The 13,219-nt window shown below is 50.6% G+C and carries 11 protein-coding genes; 6 read left to right on the top strand and 5 right to left on the bottom strand.

Annotation, left to right across the window (positions count from 1 at the left end; translation table 11 throughout):
* Positions 1-122 precede the first annotated feature (122 nt).
* Positions 123-452: a YnfA family protein gene (locus ACH97_RS22325; RefSeq protein ID WP_161513128.1), complete on the top strand. Its 330-nt coding sequence runs from the start codon at positions 123-125 to the stop codon at positions 450-452.
* Here ACH97_RS22325 and ACH97_RS22320 read toward each other — a convergent pair.
* The 5 genes from ACH97_RS22320 to ACH97_RS22300 form a co-directional block, all read right to left on the bottom strand.
* Entirely contained in the window at positions 449-2,284 is a 1,836-nt protein-coding gene (locus tag ACH97_RS22320) for a sigma-54-dependent Fis family transcriptional regulator (protein WP_020450598.1), read from the bottom strand. The two genes, ACH97_RS22325 and ACH97_RS22320, sit on opposite strands and share 4 nt — an antisense overlap.
* A gap of 102 nt (positions 2,285-2,386) precedes the next feature.
* Positions 2,387-3,763, bottom strand: a complete 1,377-nt coding sequence (gene lpdA, locus ACH97_RS22315) for a dihydrolipoyl dehydrogenase (protein WP_020450597.1) — start codon at positions 3,761-3,763, stop codon at positions 2,387-2,389.
* Positions 3,764-3,781: 18 nt separating this feature from the next.
* A complete protein-coding gene (locus ACH97_RS22310; RefSeq protein WP_020450596.1) occupies positions 3,782-4,909 on the bottom strand; it encodes a dihydrolipoamide acetyltransferase family protein in 1,128 nt (375 codons plus the stop codon).
* A 22-nt stretch (positions 4,910-4,931) separates the two neighbouring features.
* Entirely contained in the window at positions 4,932-5,966 is a 1,035-nt protein-coding gene (locus ACH97_RS22305) for an alpha-ketoacid dehydrogenase subunit beta (protein WP_035339180.1), read from the bottom strand.
* 21 nt (positions 5,967-5,987) lie between these two features.
* The gene (locus tag ACH97_RS22300; RefSeq protein ID WP_016886251.1) at positions 5,988-6,962 is read right to left on the bottom strand and encodes a thiamine pyrophosphate-dependent dehydrogenase E1 component subunit alpha; all 975 of its coding nucleotides are present in this window, start codon (positions 6,960-6,962) and stop codon (positions 5,988-5,990) included.
* Positions 6,963-7,173: 211 nt separating this feature from the next.
* Between ACH97_RS22300 and ACH97_RS22290 the strand changes: the two genes are divergently transcribed.
* From ACH97_RS22290 to ACH97_RS22270, 5 genes are all read left to right on the top strand, one after another.
* Positions 7,174-7,725 (top strand): DJ-1 family glyoxalase III, encoded by a 552-nt coding sequence (locus tag ACH97_RS22290; protein WP_016886252.1) that lies wholly within the window; start codon positions 7,174-7,176, stop codon positions 7,723-7,725.
* Between the two features lie 267 nt (positions 7,726-7,992).
* The gene (locus ACH97_RS22285) at positions 7,993-8,367 is read left to right on the top strand and encodes a Na-translocating system protein MpsC family protein (protein WP_016886253.1); all 375 of its coding nucleotides are present in this window, start codon (positions 7,993-7,995) and stop codon (positions 8,365-8,367) included.
* Positions 8,368-8,541: 174 nt separating this feature from the next.
* Positions 8,542-10,074, top strand: a complete 1,533-nt coding sequence (locus ACH97_RS22280) for an NADH dehydrogenase subunit 5 (RefSeq protein WP_020450594.1) — start codon at positions 8,542-8,544, stop codon at positions 10,072-10,074.
* Positions 10,071-12,692: a DUF2309 domain-containing protein gene (locus ACH97_RS22275; RefSeq protein WP_020450593.1), complete on the top strand. Its 2,622-nt coding sequence runs from the start codon at positions 10,071-10,073 to the stop codon at positions 12,690-12,692. Before ACH97_RS22280 ends, ACH97_RS22275 begins: the two co-directional genes overlap by 4 nt.
* An 11-nt stretch (positions 12,693-12,703) precedes the next feature.
* Complete coding sequence (locus ACH97_RS22270; protein ID WP_020450592.1) at positions 12,704-13,210, top strand: carbonic anhydrase; 507 nt, start codon at positions 12,704-12,706, stop codon at positions 13,208-13,210.
* Positions 13,211-13,219: the final 9 nt, after the last annotated feature.

Below are 13,219 nucleotides of genomic sequence, written 5' to 3'. Positions count from 1 at the left end.
AACAGGTTCGGGAAAGACAGTTCCTATACTCGCGTTCTGTTTATTTTCCCGAAAAACGGGAACTTTCCCGGCCGTTTTATGTCGTGTAGAATAAAGGCAATTCACTGAATTGGAGTGTGTTGTTGATGCTGATCGCAATCGGTTTATTTTTGCTGGCGGGCTTGGCTGAAATCGGCGGGGGCTATCTCGTATGGCTGTGGCTGAGGGAAGCCAAACCGCTGTGGTACGGGGTAGCCGGAGGGCTGACTTTAATCATTTACGGCATAATCCCGGCTTTTCAGGCGTTTCCATCGTTCGGGCGCGTCTATGCCGCGTACGGGGGCGTATTTATTATTCTGGCTGTGCTTTGGGGTTGGCTGGTGGACAAAAAAACCCCCGACCTCTATGATTGGGCCGGGGCCGTGATCTGTTTAGCCGGTGTCAGCGTCATGCTTTGGGCGCCGAGAGGTTAAAGGTTATACTTTCGAAGCCGCTTGTAAAATGTGCTTCTTGGAATTCCGGCCTGCTTAGCCGCTTCGGACACATTTCCTTTCGTTTTTTGCAAAGCTTCCATCATCGTTTGTTTTTGAACACGTTCTCTGAATGTGAGCCGGTCTTCTTCAGAAGGTGCGCCGCTTTTCCAATGGAGTCCGTCCAGCACCGCGCTGTATTGGGACGGGGCGATCAGCCCGCCGTCCGGAAATAAAACCCTGAGCCTTTCAAACGTATTAAAGAGCTCACGGACGTTTCCCGGCCAGTGATATTCTTGAAGCCGATTGAAAAAAATCGGCGGAAAATCGGCCTTCCACCCGTGTTGCTGCTGATAGTGGCGGAACAAATCAGGTATGTCCTCTTTGCGCTCTCTGAGCGGCGGTACTTTTACCGGATAAACATGAAGGCGGTAATACAGATCTTCACGTATCTTTCCTTTTTGGAGAAGATCTTTCAGATCACGGTGTGTTGCTGTGATGATTCTGATGTCGAGGGGAACTTCACGGGTTCCGCCGATCGGGGTGACCTTCCGCTCTTCGATGATCCTTAAGAGCGCCACTTGCATCTGATAAGGGATCTCACCGATTTCATCGAGAAAAATCGTACCGCGGTGAGCCTGTTCAAACTTCCCTTTTGAACCGCGGCGCTTTGCTCCTGTAAATGCACCTTCGGCATAGCCGAACAATTCGCTCTCCATCAGGCTTTCAGGAATGGCGCCGCAGTTGACGGCGATAAAAGGCCCGTTTCTCCGGGCGCTTGCCTGATGAATGGCCCTTGCGGCAAGTTCCTTTCCGGAGCCTGTCTCCCCCCATATGTATACATTCGCATCCGTCTGAGCCGCAAGCCTCATGTCGTTAAGCGCCTGCTGAAACGCCCGGCTTGTTCCGGTTTCTCCTGGATAGATGAAACCGGATGCGAGTGATGGAGCTGTTTTTTTGCGGGAGACTTCAGCCAGTGCCATCGACTTTCCGAGGGGCCTCCCGTCTTTTGCGGAGAAAATCGTCTGCTTGTGCACGCCGGCAAACCCGCGCTCATACAGATCATTGACATCCATTCTCCTCCAGTCGGAAAAACGTTCCCGCACCGATCTGCTCGCAGCTACGATTTTGTCTTTTTCATTGCAGACGATAAACGGCTGATCCGAATCGATTTTTTCAAGACAATGGCTGATGAGCTCGGCTTCGTTTTTTTTCGTGTGTACGCTGACCTCGCGCTCGATGGCGTGTGCGGCAGTAGCAGCCATCCCAAGCATAAAGGGATGCCTTCTATCCGTGAGACAGGAAATATCAATCAAACCCATAACGGTGCCGTCTTCATCGCGAATCGGTGCAGCAGAACAGCTCCAATGATGGGATGCCACCGAAAAATGCTCGGTCCCGTGAATGGTGACAGCTTCGCCGATTTCAAGTGCGGTTCCGATGGCGTTCGTGCCGACTTCTGTTTCCGTCCAGCGCACACCCTCAACAAAATTGATTTTTTTCGCCTCTTCAAGCGTCCTCAGGCATCCGGCCAAACTCAATACGTACCCGTCGGCATCGATCAAGAGCGCCATCATTTCCGACTCTTTTAATTCACGGCTGATATTGTGTAAATAAGGCAGGGCGATATCGAGGAATAACGAATGTTTCTTTTTTTGAGCGTTGAATAAATCCTTTTTTAAAATTGACTGTCCTTTATCTAAATACGGATTTACATTTCGGCTTTTGCAGCGGTACCATGATTCCATGACTCTTTTGTTCAAGCGGGCCTGGTCAAGGAGCCCCTCCTGAACAAAACGTTTCCACGTATTTAAATAGCAGGGCGTCGGATTCATTCCATCCTCTCCTAATGCTTTTTCCTCATTATATTATAAAAGCGCTTTCAATATCGATAAAAAAAACTCCGCACTTACCTGCTGTGCGAAGTTTTCCATTATTCAGCAATGAACCGCCTGGCCTGCGACTTGCAGCAAAGCTTCGTGAATCGTTTCCGAAAGAGTCGGATGAGCCGCGATGAAGTGCTCCATTGCGTCTGCCGTCAGCTCAGCGTGCATCATCACGGCTGCCTGGCCGATCAGTTCGGTTGCTCCCGGACCCACGATCGAAACCCCGACAATTTCCTGATACTCCGGCTCTGTGATGATTTTGACCTTTCCGGCAGCCTCATTTAAAATAAGTGCTTTTCCGTTTGAAGAAAACGGAAACTCACCGATACGAACATCCCCGTAGCGCTCCCTCGCCTTTTTTTCATTTAAGCCGACGCTTGCGATCTCAGGCGAGGTATAGATGCAGCGCGGAATGATTTCACTGTTGACCTTCATGTCTTTGCCCGAGGCATGGGATGCGGCGACGATTCCTTCGTGAAAGGCGGCATGCGCCAGCTGAACTCCGCCTGTGATATCCCCGCACGCATAAATATGCGGAATGTTTGTCTGCATATGCTGGTTGACTTGAATCCCTTTCCTGTCATATCGGACTCCGATATGCTCAAGCTTCAAATCAGCAGTTCTCGGTTTTCGGCCGACGGCGACCAGACATCGATCCGCTTGAATATTAAAGCTGTCATCGCCATTTTTCAGAAAGACGCGCTGCCGGGCAGGATCAAGACGCTCCACTTGTACAGATGTGAAAACACGGACGCCGGACTCTTCGAGACTTGTGTGCAGAAAGGCGGCAATATCCGGATCTTCCTCAGGCAAAATCTGTTCCGCTTGCTCGGCTATCACTACGTTCGCTCCCAACCTGCTGTATATACTGGCAAATTCACAACCGATGATTCCTCCGCCGATAATAAAAATTGTTTCAGGAATGGACGGCAATGACATGGCATCTCCGCTGTCGATGATCCAGCTCCCGTCAAAAGACGCAAAAGGCAGTGCGGCAGGTTCCGCTCCTGCCGCTATAATCACATGCCCGGCATTGATGACCTCCTGTTTTCCGTCCTTTTCAACAATTATGTCGTGTTCCGACAAGAACGATGCTTTTCCTTGCAGCACCTTGATTTTGTTTTTATTCATCAAATATTTAATACCCCCGGCGAGGCGCTGAATAATCTCTCTCTTACGGCTCTGGACGGCCTCCCACTGAACCGTCGGGCTTTCGCCTGCCAGCCCGATGCCGAATGCACCGGCGGACTTTACTTTCTCGAACATATCGGCGCTCTCAAGAAGCGCTTTTGTCGGTATGCACCCTTCATTTAAACACGTCCCTCCGAGGGGGCCATCTTCAATCAGGATGACTTCTCTGCTATTCTTGGCGGCTGTTATCGCCGCTACGTAACCCGCAGGTCCCCCTCCTATAATCGCGAGTGTCACAGTCTATCCACCTTCTCCCTATAAAAGAATCGATGCAGGATCTTCCAAATATTTTTTTACATCTGAAAGGAATGCTGCAGCAGGCGCACCATCAAGCGCGCGGTGATCAAAAGTCAGACTGAGCGGCAGAATGGCGCCCTTTGTCAGTTCTCCGTCTTGATAGACGGGGGCCGAATACATTTGGCCGATTCCAAGTATCCCGGTTTCCGGCGGATTTAAGATCGGTGTAAAGTGCTCGACACCATATGCGCCGAGATTTGTAATCGTAAATGTCGATCCTTCTATTTCGTCGTGCAGAAGCCTACCTTCCCGCGCTTTTTTGGCGTACCATTTGATTTTCTTGGCCAGTTCGATCAGCGGAAGCCGCTCGGCATGACGGATGACGGGAACGGCCAGGCCTTCGTCCAAAGCCGCCGCCACTCCTAAATGAACATGATCAAAGGTCGCAAGCCTTCCGTCTTGATAAACGCTGTTCATGGCCGGATGATCCAAAAGCGAAAAAACAGCTGCCCTGGCGGCAAAATCAGTGATCGTCAGCTTTGTATCATACCTGGATTGAGCTGTTTCATTAAGCTGTTTTTGCAGGGCTGTTAATTTCGTGATGTCCGCCTTCATCGTAATCGTCAGCTGGGCGCTGTTTTGCAGGCTTTCCGTCATTCTTGCGGCAATCGTTTTCCTCATCGGGCTTGCCGGCGGACGATCTTCAGCCTTATCCGCCTGCTTGTTCGGCCTGTCGGGAAGCGCCTGCAGCACATCCGCTTTCGTAATTCTCCCTCCGGGCCCCGTGCCTTTCAGCGTTTTGATGTCTATATTTGCGCTTTGCGCGATTTTGCGTGCAGCCGGAGAAATTTTAATCCGTTCTTTCGGGGAATCCGGCTGTTTTGTTTGACTTTCCGGCGTTTGTTCGTTTTCATTCCCGATCTGGCAGATGACCGTTCCCGGCGGCACTCCCTCTCCTTCGGACACTTTGATGTCCAACACGGTTCCGTTTGCCGGAGATTCGATTTCCATTTCGATTTTTTCGGAATTGATGCTGGCAATGCTTTCTCCTTTTTCAACGGCTTCACCGACTTTTTTATTCCAGACGGAAACCGTACCTTCTTTCATCGCCATTCCCAATTTCGGCATGACAACCTCGACAGCCATGTTCTCCTCTCCTTTCCAATCTTTATACCGTATGTGTTGAGATTTCTCCGAGCATCTCCAGCACGGTGTTCACCACTTTTTCCGGCGTCGGCAAATACAGGTCTTCAAGAGGCGGTGAAAATGGAACCGGCGTATGTGGAGCCGTTACCTTTTTAACCGGTGCATCAAGCGAATCAAATCCTTTATCTGCCGCCAAAGATGCGATATCCGCGGCGATGCTGCATCTCGGATTGGCTTCATCGACGATCACAAGTCTGTTTGTTTTTTCAACAGATGCAAGGACGGCCTCCTCATCAAGCGGTGAAAGACTCCTCGGATCAAGGACTTCGGCTTCGATTCCCTGCAGTGAGAGCTGTTCCGCCGCTTGAAGCGCCGTATGAACCTGTTTGCCGACTGCGACAATCGTTACATCAGCGCCTTCCCGCTTGATATCGGCTTTTCCGATCGGAAGCGTGTAATATTCTTCCGGCACATAGCCTGTCATGTTGTACAGCGTTTTGTCTTCAAAAAAGATAACCGGGTCCTGATCCTCAATCGCAGCGAGCAATAAGCCTTTCGCATCGTACGGGGTCGACGGCACAATCACTTTCAAGCCGGGAATGCTTGTAAATAGGGCATACAAGCTTTGCGAATGCTGGGCGGCTGCCCTAAAGCCGGCTCCGTGGGTCGTCCGGATCGTAATCGGAACTTCCGCTTTTCCGCCAAACATGTAGCGGAACTTCGCTCCCTGGTTCAGCACCTGGTCCAGACACGTGCCGATAAAATCGTTAAACATCAATTCCGCGATCGGCCTTAAACCTGTTGAAGCCGCCGCCATGGCTGCGCCGATGTACCCCGCTTCACTGATCGGCGTATCAAGGACGCGCTCCCGTCCAAATTCCTGAACAATCCCTTTCGTGACGCCAAGTACACCGCCCCATGCTTCATCATCCTGCAGATGATCGACATTCGCTCCTCCTGCGACATCTTCCCCCATTAAAATGACGTGATCGTCCTTTCTCATCGCAAGTTTGATCGCTTCATTCAATGCGGCTGACATGCTGATTTCCCTCGTCATGTTTCCTTCCCCCTTCATGAATTAATAGGATACATATACATCTGTCAGCAGTTCGGTTTCTTCCGGATAAGCGCTTTTTTCGCTGAATGCGACCGCTTGCTCGACCGCTTCTTCAACTTCTTTTTCAATCCGTGACTGCTCTTCTTCACTCATCAGCCCTTTTGCCAGCAATTCGCTTTTGAACACGGCAATGGCATCTTTTTCTTCCTGATGCACCGCTTTTTCGTCATTTGTTTTGTAGCGCTGGGCATCTCCTTCAAAATGGCCGTAGTTCCGGTATGTCATACACTCAATAAGCGTCGGTCCTTCACCGTTTTTGGCACGCTCTATCGCCCGGCCCGCAGCCTGGAAAACCGCGGCTGCATCTTTTCCATCCACGCGAATGCCCGGAATCCCGTAGGCGGCCGCACGATCTGCGATCGACTCGCAGCTTGACGCATAGGAAAACGGCGTCGCTTCGCCATACCCGTTGTTTTCGGCGACAAATATGACAGGGAGCTTCCAGATGGCGGCAAGGTTGATCCCTTCGTGAAACGTCCCCTGGTTGTTGGCGCCGTCGCCAAAAAAGCAAACGCTTACATTTTTAGTCTTTTTATACTTTGCAGTGAGGGCAGCTCCGCAGGCCAAGGGAAATCCCCCGCCGACGATTCCGTTTGCGCCTAGCATCCCTTTGTCAAAGTCTGCGATATGCATCGATCCGCCTTTTCCTTTGCAAAGTCCTGCAGATTTCCCGTATATCTCGGCCATCATCCCTTTCAAGTCGCACCCTTTTGCAATGCAGTGCCCATGGCCGCGATGTGTGCTCGTGATGGTGTCTTCATCATTCAGATGGGCGCAGACGCCCGCAGCGACCGCTTCTTCCCCGGCGTAAAGATGGACAAAACCCGGCAGTATCCCTTTAGCAAACAGCTGATGAACCCGATCTTCGAAATAGCGGATTTCCAGCATTTTTTGATACATCCATACCGCCTTTTCCTTTGTCAGTGCCTCTTCCATATGAAAAAACCTCCTGTCTTTTTTTACTCACACGTTATGATGCAAAAATCGTGCCAGCTCTCCGACGCGAACATGAAGCTCTTTTCAGGCGGACATCCTTCCAAAACAAGAGACAAAACGAGACGGGTGTCTCAATTTGTCTACTTCATCAGTTGCGGAAATGTCTTTGCCGCAGTTAGAATGAACGGTAGAGACGAAGGAGGTTTTTTTCATGAAGAAAGCGTATGTTTTTTTAATCGGCGGATTTGAAGAAATCGAAGCGATAGCAACGATTGATATTTTACGGAGGGCTGAAGTCGAGACCGTCACCGTCTCGCTTGATCCATCGCGCAGCGTGAAAGGCGGGCATGACATTGTCGTCGAGGCAGACGTCATGTTTGAGGATGCTGATTTTCAAAAAGCGGATATGCTGATTCTTCCGGGCGGAAATGTAGGCAGCAAAAAAATGCTGGAACACCAAGCTTTGCACAAGACGCTGACAGAAGCGGCGGATGCAGGAAAATATGTCGCCGCTATCTGCGCCGCAACGATGACGCTCGGAAAAACGGGGCTTGTCAGCGGGAAAAAAGCGACCTGCTATCCCGGGGTTGAAGAACATTTAACAGGAGCGGATGTCACTGCAAATGAAAATGTTGTCGTAGATGGAAACATCATTACTTCCAGAGGCCCGGCGACCACGATTCCATTTGCCCTCAAGCTTGCCGAATTGCTGAACGGCAAAGAAAAAGCCGATGCAGTTGCCAAGGGAATGCTCGTCTGCTAAGACGGCATTCCTCTTTTTTATCCATAAAAGAACGGTATTGACATCATAAATCTTAAAAGATATGATATTTAAAAAGTAATTCCGTAAAATCAATAATTGTAATCTCATGCAAAAGAGCTTTAGCACTCGGCTATAATCCCTATGGTCGCGTGAAAAAGCACCCTTTACCATGTATGACATTAACATTTTGATAGGACGGTATATTTCATTTTCCCTATACTCATGTATAAGGAAAAGAAATATACCGTTTTTCAGGAGGATATAACATTGAAAAAACAGAAAGTGACAAAGGGGTCTCTGGAGGCGGAGATCAGCAAAACCTTAACCCAATGGGAAAAAGACTATTTGGGCCGCGGCTCCGTGTCTGTTAAAACAGACATTCTCAGAAATATGGTCATCATTTCCCTGAACGGTATTTTGACACCCGCCGAATACGAACTTTGCAGTACAAAAGAAGGCCTGCTGTCAATTAAAAGAACCCGCTCCGGTTTGGTGGAATCGGGTATAGAACAACTGAGCCGCATAATGAAGGAGCTGACCGGTGAAGAGACGATCAGCTTTCACACGGATATCAGCACCCGCACTGGCGAGCGGATCATGGTATTTAAATTGGCAAACGACCTGCAAAAAAAATTGGCATAGAAAAACGGAAGATCTTTAAAGCATGAACATGAGTTAAAGATAAGCCGGTATTATTCAGAAAGATTGGCTGAAATGGGCCGATCCTGAATATACCGGCTTTTTTACGTTTTCAGAAAGGAAGGCAAGACATGAAACAGTATGTTCTTTTCCATCATCCCGACGGAGGGATGCCGGATGTTTGATCTGCTAGATTCTTTATTTTGGCTGAAAATATTTTTCGCGTCGCTTGCGCTTTGTTTGTTAAGCGCACTGCTCGTCCTGAATCGAAAGGTTCCATTGGCATATGTACGGATTCACGCCAAGATCATCGCCCTGCCGCCGCTTGCCGCGCTGGCAGCATTGATAACGGCAAATCCCGGGCAAGCTGGAGCTCCTTGGCGCTTGGATTCGCTGGCTTGGCTGATCGCCTTGTTTGTCTTGACAATCGGCTTCATCGTCCAGCGCTACTCTGTCCGGTATTTGTTCGGCGACCGCTCCTACCGTAAATTTTTTGTGCTGCTGACGCTTACAACAGGAGGCGCTTCATGCGCCTGGCTGAACGATGATCTTCGCTGGCTCCTCTTATGCTGGGGTATCACGCTTTTCGGCTTGACCGCGCTAATCGGCTTAAACAGCGCGTGGCAAGCGGCCAAAAATGCCGCTTTGTATGCGGGCCGAATCTTTGCACTCAGCTGGCTGGCGATAGCAGCAGCCGCTCTTTGGCTGTCTCTCGCGACAGGACACTGGCAGCTATCATCCGCCATAGCGGAGGAAAGCCTTGTACAGCTCAGTTCATGGGAGAAAACCGGGATTGGCCTCCTTATCATTTTAACGGTGATGATTCCTGCGGCACAGTGGCCGTTTCATCGCTGGCTGCTCGATTCGGCAATCGCTCCGACTCCCGTTTCCGCGGTCATGCACGCCGGACTCGTAAATGTAGGCGGCGTCATGCTGACCCGTTTCGCACCGATGTTCAGCGGTGATGGGCTGCAGCTTATTCTGCTTGTTCCCGCCGTCTTTTCCGTCTTGCTCGGAACGGGCATGATGATCGTCCAGACGGACTACAAGCGGCAGCTCGCAGCTTCAACGGTCGCGCAGATGGGTTTTATGCTCGTCCAATGCGCATTAGGAGCCTATATTGCGGCTGTTATTCACCTCATTTTGCACGGCCTGTTCAAAGCCGCCCTTTTCCTGCAAGCCGGATCAGCGGTGCGCCGTTATGAATCGTTCGCCTCTAAACGGGGCAGACCGGCTCTTTTCTGGGACATGATAGGCGGCGCCTTTGCTCTTACTGTCGTCATCGGAATCTGGGTCTCAGCTGCGGACGATGGCTATCAATTGATCAGCGCCCTTGTTTTAGGCTGGGCATTGTTCATTGCTTGGAGACAGCTTGTCACAGCCAATGACGGTCGCGTCACACGAATGGCCGGGCTTTTCATTTTAACGGGGGCTTCACTCGCGTTTGCCATCATTCATTCCGGTTTACACGGGCTCCTGAAGGAAGCCGTTGTACAGGGGGCGCAACCACCCGTCATGGCGGCCGTTTTAACGGTAGTCGTTTTGTTAGCTGGCACTGCGGCCGGCGCCTTGATCGTTCGGCAGCGGTTTGCATGGTCCGGCGCACTTTATCTGCGTCTTGTAAAAACGGGTGAGCCTCATTTTGAATCGGTCGAAGAACGGCCGAATTATCTTGACCAATATCTTACTCAAGGAGGTCGTCAATCATGAAAGCAGCACCCACATTGTCTAAACAATTGATCTTCAAATATGAACATCAGACAGCGGACTTTAATATTGATGAATCGGTTCAATCAGCAGCACGAGTCATTGCGCCGCTTTGGCCGATTGAAACCTTTGCCGCGCGCCATCCGTGGATGGGTCTTGAAGAACAGACATTTGAACAGACGGCCCGGCAGCTTAAACAGCAGCTTCAGGTTGATATATACCCAAAGTCCTCCATTTTCCGCTCCGCAAAACAAAGGGGAGAAATCGATGAGGCCATTCTTGAAAAAAAGCTGACGCATTGGCTCGATTCACATCAGCCCGGCATGCAGAGGGAAACAGCGGAAGCGTTTTGCAAAGCCGCGCTCAAGCTGGATGTAATCCCTGAACAGCTCTTGAGATCCCGGCAAGTCGAAAAGCTTGCCAAACAAGCCGCGCGCGGGACAATCGATGATCAAAAAACACGCTTGATCAAACCGCTCAGCGTTTTTGCCGGACAAAAAACCGCTCACCTTCTTGATCATCATGTGATTAAATGGTGCAAGCTGTTTCTCGATGAATCACAATCGGAATGGCGGCTTCCACATCGCGAGAAAGGGTTTTACAGCGCTTGGCGGCAGCTTGTTGAACATGATCCCGCCCTGGCGCGAGCGGAACGCCAACGACTGAAAGGGTGGCCGGAGGAGCCTCGGGACGCGATGAAAAGAGCACTCCGAGCGCTTGATATTTCTGATGGAGACGTTCAGGCATACCTTGAAGCTCATTTGCTCTCTCTTCCGGGATGGGCCGGGATGATGCTTTGGCGTTCCCAGCAATCGCAGGACGAACAAGGGCTGCTTCTCGAGTATTTGGCCATCCGGCTTTCAATGGAATGGATGCTTATTGAACCTTATTTGCCGCTGTCTAAGCCAAAACCTGAAAAAGAGATGCAGGTCGTTCCTTTGATTGCGGCCTGGCTGCATTGGGGCGGCCTGGCGCCTGACGAATGGCTCAAACTTTCAGCAGCAGAGCAAAAAGCGAGATTAACACTCGCCCGCCGCTTTGATGATCTAACGCGCAGGCGCATCTGGCTGGAAGCATGGGAACAATCATACGCTGCTGAGGTAAGGAACCTCATCACGGCAAACAAACCTGCCGCTGCCGCCAAAAGTGAAGCGGCGCTGGCCCAGCTTGCATTTTGTATTGATGTCCGTTCAGAGCCGTTCCGACGGGCATTGGAAAAGTCAGGCCCTTTTGAAACGTATGGAACAGCGGGCTTTTTCAATCTGGCAATCGAAACGTGCGAACTTGGCACTAAGCACACTCACAGCTCTCTGCCGGTCATCCTTAAACCTCAGCATCGAGTAAATGAAACGGCCGATGAATCAAGCTTTAAATCGTATCAAGAACATAAAAAAGCAGCAGCTTCGCTGAGCTCCGCCTTTAAAAAGATGAAACAGAATCTATTGGCGGGTATGCTCCTTCCCGAAGTGAGCGGACCATGGCTGAGCCTGCAAATGGCCGCGCGCAGCCTGGTCCCCCGCACAGCCGGGCAAACTTTCCGGAATGTGCGGAAAACATGGCTGAAAAAGCCTCAGGCAAAGCTCTCGCTTGATCGTATGGAAACATCTGATGCCGGTATTCCGGTCGGATTTACGGATGAAGAAAAAGCCGCCTATGCCAGACAGGCATTAAAGATGATGGGGATCACCGACCGGTTCGCTCCGCTGGTTGTCATTTGCGGGCACGCCAGCAGAAGCACGAATAACCCTTATGCATCGGCATTGGACTGCGGCGCCTGCGGAGGCGCATCAGGCGCTTTTAACGCACGCGTCCTAGCCGCTTTATGCAACCTTCCGAGCGTCAGACAGAGGCTCCGCTCCGACGGCATTTTTATTCCGGATGATACGGTATTCGCCGCCGCAGAGCACATTACAACATTGGATGAACTGCAGTGGCTCTATGTACCTGAGCTTCCGGCTAAAGCTCAACAAGCGTTCGACCGCATCAACTCGGTGCTTCCCGATGTGAGCCGCACTGTCGGAGCCGAACGCTTAGAAGAGCTGCCGCAGCTCGGCTACCAAAATCCGCGGAATGAAGTTGAGCGCTTCGCCGAAGATTGGAGCGAAGTCCGTCCAGAATGGGGGCTGGCACGAAATGCTTCATTCATCATCGGCACACGCCGGCTTACACGCGAAGCTGATCTTGAAGGAAGAGCTTTTCTGCACAGCTATGACTGGCGGAATGACGAGGACGGCTCCATCCTCAGCGGCATCATTTCAGGGCCTGGAACAGTAGCCCAATGGATCAATCTGCAATATTACGCGTCAACCGTCGCACCGCATTATTATGGAAGCGGAAATAAGGCAACTCAAACCGTCACTTCAGGCCTCGGCGTCATGCAAGGAAATGCAAGCGATCTTTTGGCCGGTCTCCCGTGGCAGTCCGTCATGCGGTCGGATGACGAAATATATCATGCGCCTCTCAGACTCCTGATCGTGATCGAAGCACCGGATGATGCTATCGAACGTCTCCTTGACCGCGATCACAGCTTCCGGCAAAAGGCGGAGAACGGATGGATCCACCTGGCATCTATTAACCCGGAGGGAAAATGGAAGAACTGGACAAACACGATAAATGAATGAGGTGAAATGTCATGGAAGAAAACAAAAAAATACTGATGATTATCGGAATGGAGAAACAGCTTGAACAGACCATCTGCCGGGCAGGGAATATTCAGCCTGAGAACGCCCTTGTTTTAAAAAGCGTCTTCCCTGATATTTCACAGCCCTACGGTGATATGATGAGGGATATCATTACCCTTGTCCACCGGAACAAAGCGGAAGAAATTTGGATTGTCCGCGATAAATACGAGCAAACGGCAGATAAAGATATTTCTGACCTTTTAAATAGAAACAAAGATTTAAGCGATAGAATGCAAACTTTAGAGTACCTTTTCCAAAACTGCCGTCCGGAATTTCCGTACGGCAGCATCGATGAATGGCTGTCACCGAGCGAAAATGCGGCCGAAGGCGTCCAAAAAAGCGTCGCCGCCATCCGACAGCACCCGTTAATCCCTTCGCACGTCAATGTAAAAGGATTTCTAATCGAAAATTCGGTTTTAACGGAAATTGAAACCTTAAACAAAAACGGAGCCCGATAACAGGGCTCC

It is taken from the genome of Bacillus paralicheniformis (assembly GCF_001042485.2).
GTDB lineage: Bacteria > Bacillota > Bacilli > Bacillales > Bacillaceae > Bacillus > Bacillus paralicheniformis.
Note: the sequence above shows the minus strand (reverse complement) of the source record. Positions and strands in the feature narration are given on the sequence as shown.